Raw genomic sequence first — 16,699 nt, 5'->3', positions numbered from 1 at the left:
GCCATGAGCTGCAAGTAGGGGCAACCGCTCTTGCAGCTTGACGCTTGCGGCTTGTGGCTGGAGGTCCGCCATGAGTCTGGAAAACCTTTCCTGTCAGAAAAGCTTCGGTGGCTGGCATAAACGCTACAAGCATCATTCCCAGGTACTGGGCTGCGACATGGTGTTCGCGGTCTATCTTCCACCCCAGGCCGAGCAGGGCAGCAAGTTGCCGGTGCTGTACTGGCTGTCCGGACTGACCTGCACCGACGAGAACTTCATGCACAAGGCCGGTGCCCAGCGCATGGCGGCCGAGCTGGGACTGATCATCATCGCCCCGGACACCAGCCCGCGTGGCGCCGGTGTACCCGGTGATCCGGACGGGGCCTGGGATTTCGGCCTGGGCGCGGGGTTCTACCTCAACGCCACTCAGGAGCCCTGGGCCCAGCACTATCGAATGCACGACTATGTGGTCCATGAATTGCCGGCGCTGGTGGAGACCCACTTCCCGGCCTCCGACAAGCGTGGCATCAGCGGTCACTCCATGGGCGGGCACGGAGCGTTGGTCTGTGCCTTGCGCAACCCCGGGCGCTACCAGTCGGTATCGGCTTTCGCGCCGATCGGCAACCCGATGGATTGCCCATGGGGGCAGAAGGCATTTTCCCGCTACCTGGGGGAGGAACGTTCACGGTGGCGCGAGTGGGATGCCAGTGTCCTGATCGCCGAGGCCAGTGAAAAATTGCCGTTGCTGGTGGACCAGGGTGATCGCGACGATTTCCTCGCCACCCAGCTCAAGCCCGAAGTCTTGCAGCAGGCGGCGAAGAATGCCGGTCATGAGCTGACGCTGCGCTTGCAGCCGGGCTATGACCACAGCTACTTCTTCATCGCCAGTTTTATCGACGATCACCTGCGGCATCACGCACGGGTCCTGAACGCCTAGGCTGGGCATGCCTCCACGCCCGTCCAGCGGGACGCTCGTGCCGGCCCTAAGGGCCAGCAAAGCAGGTAGAATCACGCCCTGACTTTTTCGGGGCGTTTTTTTATGCGTATTGGCCACGGCTACGATGTGCACCGTTTCGCTGAGGGCGACTTCATCACCTTGGGTGGTGTGCGTATTGCCCATCATTCCGGGCTGCTGGCCCATTCCGACGGCGACGTGCTGCTGCACGCGCTCAGCGATGCCCTGCTGGGTGCCGCGGCGTTGGGGGATATCGGCAAGCATTTCCCGGACACCGATCCGCAGTTCAAGGGTGCCGATAGCCGTGCATTGCTGCGTCATGTTGTCGCGCTGATCCATGCCAAGGGCTGGAAGGTTGGCAATGTCGACAGCACCATCGTGGCCCAGGCGCCAAAGATGGCGCCCCATATCGACACCATGCGGGCCCTGGTCGCCGAGGACCTGCAGGTCGAACTCGACCAGGTGAATGTCAAGGCTACCACCACCGAGAAACTCGGTTTCACTGGACGTGAGGAAGGTATTGCGGTGCATTCCGTGGCCTTGTTGTTGCGCGCATGAACGAACTGCAACTGTTGGGCCCGCGGGCCTATGGCGATGCCCTGGGCAGCGCGGTGCTCAAGGCCACGGCCGAGGATTTCCAGGTCGATGAGGTGCTCGACATTCCCCTGAGCGGCGATGGCGAGCATTTGTGGCTGTGGGTAGAAAAACGTGGCCTGAATACCGAGGAAGCCGCTCGGCGGATCGCCAAGGCAGCCGGGGTACCCTTGCGCACGGTGAGCTATGCCGGCCTCAAGGATCGACAGGCCCTGACCCGCCAGTGGTTTAGCGTCCAGCTGCCCGGCAAGGCCGACCCGGACATGGCCGCCGCCGAGAACCACACCTTGAAGATCCTCCAGGCCACCCGCCACAGGCGCAAGTTGCAACGCGGAGCCCATGCGGCCAATGGCTTCACCCTGCGCCTGACGGAGCTCAAGGCAGATCATGGAAGTGTCGACGAACGCCTGGGGCTGATCGCCCGACAAGGGATTCCCAATTACTTCGGGGCCCAGCGTTTCGGTCATGACGGCGGCAACCTGGTGGATGCCCGTGACTGGGCTGCACGCGAGGCCCTGCCGGAGCAGCGCAACGTGCGTTCGCGCCTGCTGTCTGCGGCCCGCAGTTATCTGTTCAATCAGGTGCTGGGGGCCCGGGTGGCTGACGGTAGCTGGCAGCGGGCCCAGGTCGGAGACCTGCTGGCGTTTACCGACAGCCGCAGCTTCTTCATGGCTGGCCCCGACGAATGCAGCGACCCGCGCCTGGGGATTCTCGATCTGCATCCCACCGGGCCGTTGTGGGGTGAGGGCGACTCGCCCGCCGCAGGTGTCACCCACGCGCTGGAGCAGGACATCGCCGCCCGCGAACCGGCGCTGTGCAATTGGTTGATAAAAGCCGGCATGGACCAGGAACGACGCATCCTGCGGCTGCCCATTGGCGGTTTGACGTGGCATTATCCCGAGCCTGACATTCTGCAATTGGAATTCGTCCTGCCGGCCGGATGTTTCGCCACCGCATTGGTGCGCGAACTCGTCGATCTGGTGCCGGTGGGGCAGACGGACAGCCCATGCGTATTCTGATTTCTAACGATGATGGGGTAACCGCACCCGGTATCGCCGCGCTGCATGCTGCGCTGGTCGATCATGCCGAGTGTGTGGTTATCGCACCGGATCAAGACAAAAGCGGCGCCAGCAGCTCGCTGACGCTCGACCGTCCGTTGCATCCGCATACTCTTGCCAACGGCTACATCAGTATCAACGGCACGCCGACCGACTGTGTGCATCTGGGGCTCAATGGCCTGCTGGAGCATGAACCGGACCTGGTGGTGTCGGGCATCAATCTGGGTGCTAACCTCGGAGACGACGTACTGTATTCCGGGACCGTTGCTGCAGCCTTGGAAGGGCGTTTCCTGCAACGCCCGGCGATGGCCTTTTCACTGGTATCGCGGCAGGTGGAAAACCTCGCGACCGCAGCCTATTTCGCCCGCAAGCTGGTCGAGGCACAAGGCTTGCTGGATTTACCACCACGGACGGTGTTGAACGTGAATATTCCCAATCTGCCGCTTGATCATGTTCGGGGTATCCAGCTGACTCGCCTGGGCCATCGCGCCCGTGCTGCCGCCCCCATGAAAGTGGTGGACCCGCGTGGCAAGGCAGGCTACTGGATCGCCGCTGCCGGCGACGCCGAGGATGGCGGCCCCGGTACCGATTTCCATGCGGTCATGCAGGGCTATGTATCCATTACGCCATTGCAGCTGGACCGCACCTTCAATGACGCGTTCAGGAACCTGAATGGCTGGCTGGAGGGGCTGCGCTGATGGCTCGCGAGCAAGACGACCTGCTGCGCCGGGGAATCGGCATGACCTCCCAGCGTACCCGCGAACGCCTGATCCAGCGGCTTTATGATGAGGGTTTGTCCAACCCTCAGGTACTGGAAGTGATTCGGCGCACGCCACGCCACCTGTTCGTCGACGAAGCCTTGGCCCATCGTGCCTATGAAGACACGGCACTGCCCATTGGCCACAACCAGACCATCTCGCAGCCCTACATGGTGGCTCGCATGAGCGAACTGCTGCTGGAGGCCGGTCCGCTGGACAAGGTGCTGGAGATCGGCACCGGATCCGGCTACCAGACTGCGGTGTTGTCGCAACTGGTGGAGCGAGTGTTCTCGGTGGAGCGGATCAAGGTCCTGCAGGACCGGGCCAAGGAGCGTCTGCAGGAGCTGAATCTGCGCAACGTTGTATTTCGCTGGGGCGATGGTTGGGAGGGCTGGCCGGCACTGGCGCCCTACAACGGTATTATCGTGACTGCCGTGGCCACCGATATTCCCCAGGCGTTGCTCGACCAGCTGGCGCCTGGCGGGCGCCTGGTGATTCCGGTGGGGGCCGGCGAAGTCCAGCAACTGATGCTGATAGTTCGCGAAGAACATGGGTTTGCCCGGCATGTCCTGGGTGCGGTGCGTTTCGTGCCCCTGCTCAACGGCCCGCTGGCCTGAGCATTTCTCGGGCCTGGGTGAATTCTGTTCGTTTGGCTGTGTCTTAGTGGCGTATTGATCGTCAATGAGTGGGGCAACGACCCGTGACAAATCCCAGCGGCCCCATGCCGTGCCGGCGGTAAAGCGCCGGCACCCGGTTATACTTGCGTCATTTCACGCCTTAGCCAGGCAATCTATATCGTCAACCACCAGAAAGGGAGCGGCGGGTGAGTCTCACAGTCATTGCGCAGCGTATGGGTACAACTAGCTTTCAGCGACTGATGATTGGCCTTGTCTTGAGTTCCTTGTTGGTCGGTTGCTCCAGTACCAGGACCAGCAGTGTTGGAGTGGTTGATCGCAACAGCAATGCGGCGCCGCAGCGTCCCACTGTTACCACCGGTCAATATGTAGTGCGTCGCGGGGATACGCTGTTTTCCATCGCCTTCCGTTATGGCTGGGACTACAAGGCCTTGGCCGCTCGCAACAATATCGCCGAGCCCTATACCATCCATCCGGGGCAGACCATCCGGTTTGACGGCCGTACCGGTACTGCACCGGCCACGGTGGTGACCAGCACCCAGACGGGGGCTTCTTCCTCCAGCAAGACGACGGTCATTCGTCGCCCTGCGACGACCACGACATCTCCGGCAACAGCTGTCACGACCAGTCCGGCAAACAAGCCCAGCCCAGCTCCGACGCCGGTTCCAAGCCCGCCGCCAGGCCCTGCGCCGACGGGTTGGGGATGGCCTTCGAACGGCGTTCTCATTGGGAAATTTTCTTCAAACGGTAGTTTGAATAAAGGCATTGATATCGCCGGGGATTTGGGACAGCCTGTTTTAGCTGCGTCTGATGGGACGGTGGTTTACGCCGGGAGTGGCTTAAGGGGCTACGGCGAATTGGTCATCATCAAACACAGCGAAACCTACGTCAGCGCTTACGGTCATAACCGTAAGCTTCTGGTTCGGGAGGGGCAGCAGGTCAAAGTCGGACAGACAATTGCCGAGATGGGATCAACTGGTACAGACCGGGTGAAACTGCACTTTGAGATTCGCCGACAAGGTAAACCTGTAGATCCGCTGCAATTCCTGCCACGTCGTTGATCCGTTACCAACCTGTTCCACTCACGTAGAGGGAACAGGTTCCAGTGTTGCCAGGGATATAGGCGACGCTCGAGCCTGAGGTCGAACTCACCAAAGGACTATAACAATGGCTCTCAGTAAAGAAGTGCCGGAGTTTGACATCGACGATGAAGTTCTCCTTATGGAGAGCGGTATCGATATGGATTCGATGTCGAATAATGAGGGGGCAACTCCACCTTCCGTTCGCACCAAATCCAAAAGCTCCGCTTCAATCAAGCAACACAAGTACATTGATTACACCCGCGCGCTCGACGCGACGCAGTTGTATCTCAATGAAATCGGTTTTTCTCCATTGCTCTCTCCCGAAGAGGAAGTGCACTTTGCGCGTTTGTCGCAGAGTGGCGACCCAGCCGGGCGTAAACGCATGATTGAAAGCAACTTGCGACTGGTGGTGAAAATCGCCCGGCGCTATGTCAATCGTGGGTTATCGCTGCTGGACCTGATCGAAGAGGGCAACCTCGGTCTGATCCGTGCGGTGGAGAAATTCGATCCTGAACGCGGTTTCCGTTTCTCGACCTACGCCACCTGGTGGATTCGTCAGACCATCGAGCGCGCGATCATGAATCAGACCCGGACCATCCGGCTGCCGATTCACGTGGTCAAGGAACTCAACGTCTACTTGCGGGCCGCCCGTGAGCTGACACAGAAGCTCGACCATGAGCCATCTCCCGAAGAAATCGCCAACCTGCTGGAGAAGCCGGTAGCGGAAGTCAAACGCATGCTCGGCCTGAACGAGCGCGTTTCTTCGGTGGATGTCTCGTTGGGGCCCGATTCGGACAAAACCTTGCTGGATACCCTGACCGACGAGCGGCCAACAGATCCGTGTGAATTGCTGCAGGATGACGATCTTTCGCAAAGTATCGATCAATGGCTTTCCGAGCTGACCGAGAAGCAACGCGAGGTAGTGGTACGTCGTTTTGGCCTGCGAGGGCACGAGAGCAGCACGCTGGAGGACGTCGGCCTGGAAATTGGCCTGACCCGTGAACGGGTCAGGCAGATCCAGGTGGAAGGACTCAAGCGCCTGCGTGAGATTCTCGAGAAGAATGGGCTGTCCAGTGAGTCGCTGTTTCAGTAGCCGCTGAACTGGCCGGTAGAAAGCCCCGACTCGTTCGGGGCTTTTTCATGGATGACATAAAGCGATTGCGTGGCGGGAGGGGGAAGAGAAGGGGAACTGTTCTTAGTTAGTGTGTAAGCCAAAGATTACTTTTTCGTAATCCTTTGGGGTTTCACTACTTCTAAGTTACCTAAATCGACTTAAGTTATTTTTTATCTTTTTGATTTAAAAGGATTTTTATTTTAGGTATGAACAGGTTGGACAAAATTTCCCGCTGATAGTGCGATTGCCGTTGTCTGGGAAGTCTCTAATATCAACCCTGTGTCGACGGATAGACACAGCCATCAAGGATGATGGTCAGGACATCGCAAGAAGCGATTCATCAGGATGATGACAAGGAACACAGGGACTAGGGAAAAAATGTGGGCGGGTCATACCGCCCCTTTTTTTGCCTGTCGAAAAGTACTGACTGAAATCCTGGTCCCCTAAACGCAAAAAGGCCCGCAAGGGGCCTTTTCCAGGAGCGCGCTGGCAATCAGCGTGCAAGATCCTTGATCTTGCCTTTGACGCCATCCCACTCTTCAGCATCAGGCAACGAATCTTTCTTTTCAGTGATGTTCGGCCAGATCTCTGCCAGCTCGACGTTCAACTGAATGAATTCTTGCATCTCTTCCGGGACTTCATCCTCGGAGAAGATGGCCACAGCAGGGCATTCAGGCTCGCACAGCGCGCAATCGATGCACTCATCCGGGTGAATGACCAGGAAGTTCGGGCCTTCGTAAAAGCAGTCCACCGGACAGACTTCTACGCAGTCGGTGTACTTGCACTTGATGCAGTTGTCGGTGACGACGAAGGTCATTTCTAATTCTCTCCTCAGGCGGCGGCAGCGGAGCCCCTACAGGACGGGGTCGCCAGGTTTGGGAGCGATAGTCTGTGGACCAGGCTAATAGTTCACAGCATCCCAAACCGCGCGAGATTCTAACAGCTTGAAGGCGTTCGCGTTAGATGCGTGTCTTCAATGTGTAAAGCATTTCCAGTGCCCGACGGGGTGTCATGTCGTCCAGATCCAGCTTGGCCAGTTCGTCCAGCACGGGATGCGGCAGGCTGGCGAAGAGGTCGCTCTGCTGCGGAACCGAGGCTTTTCCCTGCACCGTTTTCGGTGCCTCATGGGGCAGGCTGGTGGTTTCCAGGCGGCTCAAATGTTCCCGAGCACGCACGATCACATTGCTCGGAACCCCGGCCAGCTGGGCTACGGCCAGGCCATAGCTCTGGCTGGCAGGCCCGGGCAGCACGTGGTGCAGGAAGACGATCCGCTCGTTGTGCTCGGTGGCGTTGAGGTGGACGTTGGCCACCAGCGGTTCGTTTTCCGGCAGTACCGTCAGCTCGAAATAGTGGGTAGCGAACAGGGTGTAGGCCCGCAGATGGGCGAGACGTTCTGCCGCAGCCCAGGCCAGAGAAAGACCGTCGAACGTACTGGTCCCGCGCCCCACTTCATCCATCAGCACCAGGCTGCGATCAGTGGCGTTGTGCAGGATGTTCGCGGTTTCACTCATTTCCACCATGAAGGTCGAGCGTCCGCCGGCCAGGTCGTCGCTGGAACCGATCCGGGTGAAGATCCGATCCACCAGGGATAGCTCGCAGCTGGCCGCCGGCACGAAGCTGCCGATATGGGCCAGCAGCACGATCAGCGCGGTTTGCCGCATGTAAGTGGACTTACCACCCATGTTCGGACCGGTGATCACCAGCATCCGCGTATTGTCGTCCAGGCTCAGGTCGTTGGCCACGAACGGCGTGGTCAGCACCTGTTCCACTACCGGGTGGCGGCCTTGAGTGATACGCATGCAGGGTTCGCTGACGAAGCGTGGGCAGTTGAGGTCCAGGTTCAGTGCTCGTTCCGCCAGGTTGCTCAGCACGTCCAGCTCAGCCAGTGCGCCGGCGGTGTCCTGCAGTGGCGGCAGATGGCTGATCAGCGTTTCCAGCAGCGCATCGTAGAGCATCTTCTCCCGTGCCAGGGCACGGCTCTTGGCCGACAGCGCCTTGTCTTCGAAGGCCTTGAGCTCGGGCGTGATGAAGCGCTCGGCGCCCTTGAGGGTCTGGCGACGGATGTAGTCGGCTGGCGCCTGTTCGGCTTGCTTGCTCGGCAGCTCGATGAAATAGCCGTGGATTCGGTTGTAGCCGACCTTGAGGTTGGCCAGGCCGGTCCTCGCCTTCTCCCGCGCCTCCAGGTCGATCAGGAACTGGCCGGCGTTCTCGCTCAGTGACTGCAGCTCGTCCAGTTCGGCGTCGTAGCCGGTCTTGAGCACGCCGCCATCACGGATGACCGCTGGCGGGTTGTCGATGATGGCTTTCTCCAGCAGCGCCGCCAGCTCCGGATAGGTGCTGGTGGTTGTCGCCAGCTGGTTGAGGTGTGTCGCCTCCAGCTCGGTCATTGCCAGCTGCAGTTCGGGCAGGGCGGCAAGGGCGTCGCGCAAGCGGGCCAGATCTCGTGGACGGGCGTTGCGCAGGCCGATCCGCGCGAGAATCCGCTCGATATCACCGATTTCCTTCAACTGCGGCTGCAAATGTTCGAAACGGTAGCCATCGAGCAGACAGGTGATCGAGGACTGGCGCGCCTCCAGGACCTTGAGGTCGCGCAGTGGCCGGTTCAGCCAGCGAGTCAGCAGCCGGCTGCCCATGGCGGTCTGGCAGCGATCGACTACCGACTGCAGGGTGTTGTCGCGCCCACCTGCCAGGTTGGTGTCCAGCTCCAGGTTGCGACGGCTGGCGCCGTCCAGCACCACGGTGTCGTCCAGGCGTTCGTGACGAAGGCTGCGCAGGTGGGGCAGGGCAGTGCGCTGGGTTTCCTTGGCATAGGCGAGCAGGCAGCCCGCAGCGCCGATGGCCAGCGTCAGGTTCTCGCAGCCGAAACCCTTGAGGTCCTGGGTGGAGAATTGCTGGCAGAGGCTCTTGTGGGCCGAGTCGCGCTCGAAGTCCCAGGGAGCCCGACGCCTTGCACCGCGGCGTTTTTCCGCCGGCAGGCCCTGTGGCCAATCGTCCGGGAACAGCAGTTCCACGGGGTTGATTCGTTCCAGCTCGGCCAGCAGGTTTTCCCAGCCCTTGATTTCCAGGACGCTGAAGTTGCCGCTGGTGATGTCCAGCACCGCCAGGCCGAACAGGCGCTCGTCGCCCAGTACCGCAGCGATCAGGTTGTCCCGACGCTCGTCCAGCAACGCTTCGTCACTGACCGTGCCGGGCGTGATGATCCGCACTACCTGGCGTTCCACCGGGCCTTTGCTGGTGGCGGGATCGCCCACCTGCTCGCAGATCACCACCGACTCGCCGAGCTTGACCAGCTTGGCCAGGTAACCTTCGGCCGCGTGGTAAGGGATGCCGCACATGGGAATCGCTTGACCCGCCGACTGGCCCCGTGCCGTGAGGGTGATGTCCAGCAGCTTGGCGGCCTTCTTCGCATCCTCATAGAAGATCTCGTAGAAGTCACCCATGCGGTAGAACATCAGTTGGTCGGGGTGTTGGTTCTTGAGGCGCCAGTACTGCTGCATCATCGGCGTATGGCTGGATAAATCTGAAATTGTTCTATTCATCAAGGGCTTAATTCTGAGTTTGCATTTTGTTGAGGCAAAAATGGGGCGTTACGAAGCTTGGCTGATTGATGCCTGTCATGCCCGTCGGTAGGTATGGAAGCCTACCATGAACTGTTTGAGAAGGTTCCTCGGGAGAGGCATGGAAGTGCACTCAAAAAAAGATCACATTTTGTCGAAGGAACATCATGAGAAGTGAGTTCTCAGGTGCTTGTTCTCATGGAATTGGAGCTATTGGGTGCTTTGGAGTGAGGTGAAAGTCATTTTTGATGTGTATGCTCTTTTGGGTGTTACTTGACTGTTCAGATACAGTTCGTGCTGCATTACACCGGCAACATTTTTTTGCCGCGTACCGTCACACACTTTGCATGGTCGAACTGCATACTGTTGTGCCGCAGGCTGCGCTTGCCGAAACACAGACTGGAGCGCTCGCTTTCCTCGATGACGAATCTTCCTGATCCAGCAGCCAATTCAACCTCACGCAGAAAGTGAACCGAGACCTCGTCATCTCAGCTGAAATGTTGTGAAAGTTAACTACTACAGTGGTTAACTCTCATGTGTAATGTTAAGTTTCCGGGTCTGCCTTGAGGAAGACTCCATTGTTGAGTTAATGCGCTTGAATATGATTACGAAGGTGCACCAGTTAGCATATTGAATGTAATTTATTCCTCGCTTCGTTATTTATTAAGTTTGACGCGGCGAAGGATCTTCTCTTTCGGTGAATCGTTTCAGCAGCCTTCACGTCGGCTCATACTCTGAGCCGAGAGTGCTTAACGTGGGATTTTTTTGAGGCGGCTGGAGGTAAACATTACATGGTTTTCTTCGAAAAAATTCTGTAATCTACCGATTACGCCCGCCTTGTAAGATGGTGAGGTTAGTAAGTGAATTTGCTTAAGAGGAACAAATTTTCTGTTCCGTTAATTTTTGTTATTGATAATAACCCAAAGCTCAGGGAGAAACTTAATGGCTAAATCTATACTTAGTGATCTTAATTGCTATGAGCTGATTCAGGCATCTTATGCGGCACATGCATTACATTTTTTGACAAAAGTCAAGATTTTTGAATTTTTAGTTACTGGCCCTAAAACTCTCGATGAACTGAATAGCCTCAGCAATGCGCAATCAGATATTCTCGATGACTTGCTGAGCTTGGCTGTTGAACTGAAATTCATCCACAAAAATAACGAGAAGTACGTAATTGCTCGAAAGGGTCTGCAACTTTCTAAGGCCTCTAAATCTTGGTTTAGAGGTTATTTGTTTGTTTGGGCAGAACAGATAGTTCCAGGAGTTCTTAAGCTTGAGGATCATTTCTTGACAGGTGAAAATGCATTCAAGCTAGCTCACCAAGATACGATATGGGACTATTACAGCAAAAACTCTGAAGCCAATGAGGTGTTTGTGGAGTTTATGCATGGTGTAACCAATCAATCGCTTATACCAGATATTGTCGATGAGTTGGTTGTCGGTAGTGCAAGAAGCCTTGTCGATGTGGCCGGTGGGATTGGTAGCCTTGCAGGTGCACTGGCCTCAAAATATGAGGAATTATTATGTATTATCTGTGATCAACCAGCGAATAAAAGTAATGCCGATCGACATATTAGCGCGCTTGGCTTAAAAAACTGTCAATTCATGGGTGTCAATATCTTCGATGCGATTCCAGCTGGGCATGATCTCTATACAATCAAGCACGTACTACATGACTGGGATGACACTAACGTCATTCGAATATTGACCTCCATTGCAGAAGCAATGCGTCCTGACTCCCGGCTTGTGATTATTGAAGGATTGATCGATCGAGAGTTTCCTGAAACATTCGACAACCCCGAGTTTATTCATACGCGAAACTTTGAGCAACGAGTGTGGACGCCCGGCAAGGTAAGAAGTACCAAGCACTTTCAATCCTTGTGTGCTCAGGCAGGCCTTCATATAGAAAGTGTCAGCCCATCGCGCGGATTCGATATGAACTATATCGAGTGTCATCGTAATTCTAACTAAATGCTATAAGCTCTGAGCAACTTAGTGTTCAAGTGCTCAGAGCTTTTCGCGTAACTAGTCCATCTCGCTCGTTACACGTGGACTCTAATTTTGCGGTGCTATCAATTCAAGCAGTTTGAGTTTGGCGACCTTCTCGCTAAATCAATCATTAACATGGGGCCGGGCGGGCCTGTGTTGGCCCCCAATTTGTTGATTTATCAGGTCTGGCTAGCCCTTCCAACGATTCCCTCATCATCTGCGGCGAGTCCCAATCCTCGCTATCCTGGTTTTCATACAGCAATCCAAGAATTCGGGAAGAGGCAAACCGTACGCCAATCAATTCCATTTGGCATCAAACTGCACCATTAATTCTTTCGTCAATCATGCCTTACAGTTTCTGCTGTTCGAGGCGGTAGGACCTCTTCTGTTAATACCCGAGCATCATCGGCGTATAGGAGACAGGTCGGAGGTATTTTTACTCATTGGGATATAGGCGGATTCGTTGAATGGCTGACGCAAAGGGGCGCTGGGGCCCGGCTTTTTACTGATGGCGGCAAGGTTACCACGGGTACTGGCGGCCCCGCAGGCACCCTGGGCAACCTGCCGAGGCGGGAAAATGCATTAAATATGCAAAACAGCATTTGTCTTCCCTTGAAAGTTCACGCAATATGCGCTTTATGCAAATACGCAACGTTTCTACCGTCTTAAGAGAGCTACTGGATCGCGATGCCATCTCCCCCACGGAGCTTCATCGCCGCACCGGTGTGCCTCAATCCACCCTCTCGCGGATTCTCAGCGGGAAGATCGTCGATCCTTCGGACAAGCACATCTCCAAGATCGCCGAATACTTCCAGGTGAGCACCGATCAACTGCGCGGGCGCGTGGGTATCGCGCCCGCCCGCAGTGCGGGTCGCGACGAGATTCATTCGGAACTCAAGGACATAAGCCTGTGGGATGACGATACCCCCGTCGACGATGACGAGGTCTCGGTTCCCTTTCTGCGTGAGGTTGAATTGGCTGCTGGATCAGGAAGATTCGTCATCGAGGAAAGCGAGCGCTCCAGCCTGCGTTTCGGCAAGCGCAGCCTGCGGCACAACGGTGTGCAGTTCGACCAGGCCAAGTGCGTGACGGTACGCGGCAACAGCATGTTGCCGGTGCTCCGCGACGGCGCCACGGTTGGTGTCAACGCTGGCAAGTGCGCCATTGGCGATATCGTCGACGGCGACCTGTATGCGATCAACCACAACGGCCAGCTGCGAGTGAAACAGCTGTATCGCCTGCCTACCGGCATCCGCCTGCGCAGCTTCAATCGCGATGAGCACCCGGATGAGGACTACAGCTTCCAGGACATCCAGGAAGAGCAGATCAGCATCCTTGGCCACGTCTTCTGGTGGGGCATGTACGCCCGCTAGCCCGTCACCCGCAAACCAAGCCCGCCTCTGAGCGGGCTTTTTTTTGTCCCGTAAAACCCTTTCATCCCCAATGCCTATGCGGCTTTCATGCATGGGAGCAAAAAACTCGCATAAATAAATGCATTTACGCATTGACTGCATATGCATTAATGCATAATATTCGTCTCAAGCCGCTCGAAAGCGGCTGCAACAACGCTCTTTAGTGGCAAAAGCAAAGGCAGCGATGAACCGGCCTCGACGGTTCAGAGGGTTGGCAACTGACCCAGGTGTGCAGCGTAAAGCACCAGAAGCAGTTATCCGGCGGACAGGGGTCGCGGTCGGAGGAACAATTTGAATGGGTCCGTACCGCACCAGTAGTGCCGAAAGACCAAGGATTGCATTACTGAAAAGCCCGGGCGACCGGGCTTTTTGGAATGCCTGCCTGACGTGGGCCGCCAATAGACAGGGACCCCTTGAACCATCGTTTTGAGTTTTTCATCAACCGGCCGTTTCACCGGCCCCAATCCACACGGGAGACCTGAATGACAAACGAGCAACAAGCGTTGCTGGACATGCCGATCTGGATGGTCATCGTCCTGGCCCTGGTGGGCGGCGTTTCCGGCGAAATGTGGCGTGCCGACAAGGAGGGGGCCCGCGGCTGGGCGCTCCTGCGTCGCCTGGCGCTGCGCTCCGGGGCCTGTGTGGTCTGCGGTGTCTCGGCGATCATGCTGCTGTATGCCGCCGGCGTCTCGATCTGGACCGCCTGCGCTTTTGGCTGCTTGACCGCCATGGCCGGCGCCGACGTCGCCATCGGTCTTTACGAGCGTTGGGCGGCCAAGCGCATCGGTGTTTGCGAGGTAGCCGAGCGTGACTCGCATTCCGATCGCTCCTGAGCAGCCATTCTTCAACCCTGGGCGAACCTGCCGGCAAATTCGGTTTGGTTCGCCTTGCCCGTGGCCGGCCTGTCGAGCGCCGGCCAGTACTTTTCATGCGTCTTGATCGACAGTGGTACCAGCGTGCAGGCCAGCGAGGCGGCTCGTCATCGGTGCCGTCATCGACCCTATTGCAGGACTGGATAATGAGCGAACTGACGATATTGCACGACGCGATCGCCGCCACGATCAAGGCGGCGATGCCCGCAGTCCAGGCCGTCGAGGCATTTCCCGAGGCACCCGATGGCATGCCCCGGCCGGCGATTGTCTTTGCCATCACGGCCATGGACCCGGCCACCGACCCGGGCGATGGTCGCAGCTGCGTGAAAGCGACGTTCGAGGCCAGCATGTTGGTGGACGCCAGTCTGCCAGGAGCGGCCTTGCAGGCCGTCGAACTGGCGGCGCAGATGGCGGACTTGCTGCATTGCCAGCACTGGAACCTCGATTTCGTCGAAGGCACCACCAGCGTGCGGGCCAAGCCTGCCGACGCCACCAGCGAGTCGTGGCGCAAGAAGGCCTGGACCGTGCAGTGGCAACAGCAGGTGTTCCTCGGGCAGGAACAGTGGCCCTGGGCCAATCAGGGGCCAGAGTCGCTGTTGCTCGGTTTCGGCCCTGATACTGGCCCTGGCCACAATGACGACTATTTCTCACCGGGGCAGCAGGCATGAGTTTTGTTGCCGCGACCCACGACCGCATGCTCGCTGGCCTGATCATCCCCTGCAGTGTGGTTGGGGTCGACCTGGCCGCCGCCAAGGTGCGGGTTTCCGACGGTGCCGGTTGGACCAGCGCCTGGGTGCGCTGGCACGGCCAGGCCGCCGGCAAGGCCCGGCACTGGCGGGCGCCGAGCCTGGGCGAGCAGGGCGTTCTGATCAGCCCCAGCGGCGAGCCGGCCCAGGGCACTTTTATCCCGGGCCTGTATGGCAATGCCGGCGCCCCGCCAGACAACCGCGATCACGTCGAGGTCTGGCGCTTCGACGATGGCGGCTCGCTCATCTACGACTGGCAGGCCAGGAGCTACAGCATCAACCTGCCCAGCGGCACCGTGACCATCGAGGTCGGCGACAGCTCGGCGGTGATCACCGATAGCGCGATAACGGCCAAGGCCGACACCATCAACCTGACCGGGCAAATCACCTTGAACGGTGACGTGCAGATCAACGGCGCCAGCTTGAAGCACAACGGCGTGAATGTCGGTTCGACGCACATCCATCCGGGCGTGATGCCCGGTGGCGGCTCAACTGCGACGCCGCAATGACCCCGCCCGCCACCGCGGGCTTTTTTTCGCCTGGAGCAACCATGAGCAGCAAGAAAAAGAACACCGGCCCGGTCGTGTTCCTCGACACGGTCTACACCTCCCGCGTCCTGGTCCTGCCCGATGGCCGGATGTTGAACGTCGCCAACGGCCAGGTTTCGGTCGAGGCCAACGACAGCACCGCCCGGGACTACCTTGGCCAGCACCCGGATCTGCAAGCGCAGGAGTGACCCGATGATCGGAATGGATCGCCGCACCGGCCAGCCGTTGTCGGGTATCGCGCATGTGCGCCAGTCCATCGAGGACATCCTGGGCACGCCCCTGGGCAGCCGGCGCATGCGCCCGGAGTACGGCAGCAACCTGCGGCGCTTTGTCGACCTGCCAGTGACTGGTGGTTGGAAGAGCGCCGTCCAGGCCGAAGTGGCCCGGGCGCTGTTGCGCTGGGAACCGCGGCTGAAGCTGCAACAAGTCCAGGTGGTGGCAGTGGTGGCGGGTCAGATCAGCTTTCAACTGACGGGCCAATACCTGGGCAACAGTGCAATTTTGGAGGTAACGGCATGAGCACCCTGGACTTATCGGCGCTGCCGGCGCCGCAGGTGCTGGAAGCCCTGGATTTCGAAGCGCTGTACCAGGACAAGCTGGCGAGCTTTCGCCAGCACATGGGCGGCAACTGGAGCGCCAGCCTGGAGAGTGATCCGGTGGTCAAGCTCCTGGAGCTGGCGGCCTACCGCGACCTGCAACTGCGGGCCCGGGTCAATGATGCCGCCAAGGCCCTGCTCTTGGCCCACGCCCAGGGCAGCGACCTGGACCAGCTGGCGGCCAACGTCAAGCTCAAGCGCCTGGTCATCCACCCGGCCGATCCGCAAGCGCTGCCGCCCACACTGGAGGTCAAGGAGGCCGACGATGCCCTGCGTGAACGCATCCAGTTGGCTTACGAAGGCCTGACCACCGCCGGGCCGCGCAACAGTTACATCCTGCACGCCCGCAACGCCTCGGCCCTGGTGGCTGATGCGGCGGCCCAGAGCCCATCCCCGGCTTGCGTGACCGTCACTGTGCTGGGCCTGGACGGGGACGGCAGCGCTGCCCCGGATCTGCTGGCGACAGTCGCCGCCGCCCTCAACGACGAGGACGTGCGGCCCCTGGGCGACCGGGTCACGGTGCAGAGCGCCCAGGTGCTGCCCTACCGCATCGATGCGGTGCTGCACATGAAGGGCCCGGGGCCGGAAAGCGATGCCGCGCTGGCCGAGGCCCGACGCAGACTGGCGGCCTGGATCAACCCGCGCCGGCGCCTCGGGCTGGAAGTGCCACGTTCGGCCATCGATGCCCAGCTGCACGTCGCCGGCGTATCCCGGGTCGACCTGGCTCACTGGCAGGACATCGCCCCGACCCCGGCCCAGGCCGCGTATTGCACCGGCTACAGCATCACGCTGGGAGGTTGA

At 58.8% G+C, this 16,699-nt stretch carries 17 protein-coding genes and 1 pseudogene; 15 read left to right on the top strand and 3 right to left on the bottom strand.

The features are described from left to right. Positions 1-70 precede the first annotated feature (70 nt). The 7 genes from fghA (at position 71) to rpoS (ending at position 6,154) form a co-directional block, all read left to right on the top strand. Positions 71-916 (top strand): S-formylglutathione hydrolase, encoded by an 846-nt coding sequence (fghA, locus tag LGQ10_RS13120; protein ID WP_226525796.1) that lies wholly within the window; start codon positions 71-73, stop codon positions 914-916. A gap of 102 nt (positions 917-1,018) precedes the next feature. Then, entirely contained in the window at positions 1,019-1,492 is a 474-nt protein-coding gene (gene ispF / locus LGQ10_RS13115; RefSeq protein WP_058436688.1) for a 2-C-methyl-D-erythritol 2,4-cyclodiphosphate synthase, read from the top strand. Continuing rightward, positions 1,489-2,547, top strand: a complete 1,059-nt coding sequence (gene truD / locus LGQ10_RS13110; protein ID WP_226525795.1) for a tRNA pseudouridine(13) synthase TruD — start codon at positions 1,489-1,491, stop codon at positions 2,545-2,547. The genes ispF and truD overlap by 4 nt, the downstream gene beginning before the upstream one ends. Beyond that, on the top strand, positions 2,535-3,284 hold the full coding sequence (surE, locus tag LGQ10_RS13105) for a 5'/3'-nucleotidase SurE (RefSeq protein ID WP_058435389.1): 750 nt from the start codon (positions 2,535-2,537) through the stop codon (positions 3,282-3,284). The genes truD and surE overlap by 13 nt, the downstream gene beginning before the upstream one ends. Before the next feature lie 41 nt (positions 3,285-3,325). Then, complete coding sequence (locus LGQ10_RS13100) at positions 3,326-3,961, top strand: protein-L-isoaspartate(D-aspartate) O-methyltransferase (RefSeq protein ID WP_226526135.1); 636 nt, start codon at positions 3,326-3,328, stop codon at positions 3,959-3,961. Between the two features lie 206 nt (positions 3,962-4,167). After that, on the top strand, positions 4,168-5,040 hold the full coding sequence (locus LGQ10_RS13095; protein ID WP_226525794.1) for a peptidoglycan DD-metalloendopeptidase family protein: 873 nt from the start codon (positions 4,168-4,170) through the stop codon (positions 5,038-5,040). Positions 5,041-5,146: 106 nt separating this feature from the next. Then, positions 5,147-6,154: an RNA polymerase sigma factor RpoS gene (gene rpoS / locus LGQ10_RS13090; RefSeq protein WP_058435387.1), complete on the top strand. Its 1,008-nt coding sequence runs from the start codon at positions 5,147-5,149 to the stop codon at positions 6,152-6,154. A 514-nt stretch (positions 6,155-6,668) separates the two neighbouring features. Here rpoS and fdxA read toward each other — a convergent pair. The 3 genes and pseudogenes from fdxA to LGQ10_RS13075 form a co-directional block, all read right to left on the bottom strand. Beyond that, positions 6,669-6,992, bottom strand: a complete 324-nt coding sequence (gene fdxA, locus LGQ10_RS13085; protein ID WP_058435386.1) for a ferredoxin FdxA — start codon at positions 6,990-6,992, stop codon at positions 6,669-6,671. Between the two features lie 142 nt (positions 6,993-7,134). Continuing rightward, positions 7,135-9,702: a DNA mismatch repair protein MutS gene (mutS, locus tag LGQ10_RS13080; RefSeq protein ID WP_226526134.1), complete on the bottom strand. Its 2,568-nt coding sequence runs from the start codon at positions 9,700-9,702 to the stop codon at positions 7,135-7,137. A 335-nt stretch (positions 9,703-10,037) separates the two neighbouring features. Then, a pseudogene (locus tag LGQ10_RS13075) lies at positions 10,038-10,220 on the bottom strand (transcriptional regulator); the annotation flags it as partial. 454 nt (positions 10,221-10,674) lie between these two features. Between LGQ10_RS13075 and LGQ10_RS13070 the strand changes: the two are divergent. The 8 genes from LGQ10_RS13070 to LGQ10_RS13035 all read left to right on the top strand — a co-directional run bounded on the left by LGQ10_RS13070 (position 10,675) and on the right by LGQ10_RS13035 (position 16,699). Beyond that, positions 10,675-11,706, top strand: a complete 1,032-nt coding sequence (locus LGQ10_RS13070; protein WP_226525793.1) for a methyltransferase — start codon at positions 10,675-10,677, stop codon at positions 11,704-11,706. Between the two features lie 647 nt (positions 11,707-12,353). After that, positions 12,354-13,097: a helix-turn-helix transcriptional regulator gene (locus tag LGQ10_RS13065; protein ID WP_226525792.1), complete on the top strand. Its 744-nt coding sequence runs from the start codon at positions 12,354-12,356 to the stop codon at positions 13,095-13,097. A 521-nt stretch (positions 13,098-13,618) separates the two neighbouring features. Continuing rightward, complete coding sequence (locus tag LGQ10_RS13060; protein ID WP_058433501.1) at positions 13,619-13,969, top strand: phage holin family protein; 351 nt, start codon at positions 13,619-13,621, stop codon at positions 13,967-13,969. Positions 13,970-14,154: 185 nt separating this feature from the next. After that, positions 14,155-14,676, top strand: a complete 522-nt coding sequence (locus LGQ10_RS13055) for a hypothetical protein (RefSeq protein WP_226525791.1) — start codon at positions 14,155-14,157, stop codon at positions 14,674-14,676. After that, complete coding sequence (locus LGQ10_RS13050) at positions 14,673-15,263, top strand: phage baseplate assembly protein V (RefSeq protein WP_226525790.1); 591 nt, start codon at positions 14,673-14,675, stop codon at positions 15,261-15,263. Before LGQ10_RS13055 ends, LGQ10_RS13050 begins: the two co-directional genes overlap by 4 nt. A 41-nt stretch (positions 15,264-15,304) precedes the next feature. After that, complete coding sequence (locus LGQ10_RS13045; RefSeq protein ID WP_226525789.1) at positions 15,305-15,490, top strand: hypothetical protein; 186 nt, start codon at positions 15,305-15,307, stop codon at positions 15,488-15,490. A 4-nt stretch (positions 15,491-15,494) separates the two neighbouring features. Further along, positions 15,495-15,821 carry a GPW/gp25 family protein gene (locus LGQ10_RS13040; protein ID WP_058438786.1) on the top strand — a complete coding sequence of 109 codons (327 nt, stop codon included), beginning with the start codon at positions 15,495-15,497 and terminating at the stop codon, positions 15,819-15,821. Beyond that, entirely contained in the window at positions 15,818-16,699 is an 882-nt protein-coding gene (locus tag LGQ10_RS13035) for a baseplate J/gp47 family protein (protein WP_058438784.1), read from the top strand. Before LGQ10_RS13040 ends, LGQ10_RS13035 begins: the two co-directional genes overlap by 4 nt.

Origin of the sequence: Pseudomonas sp. L5B5, from assembly GCF_020520285.1 — a bacterium.
Classification (GTDB): Bacteria; Pseudomonadota; Gammaproteobacteria; order Pseudomonadales; family Pseudomonadaceae; genus Aquipseudomonas.
The sequence above is the reverse complement of the archived record's forward strand: the minus strand, read 5'-3'. Positions and strand labels throughout refer to the sequence as shown.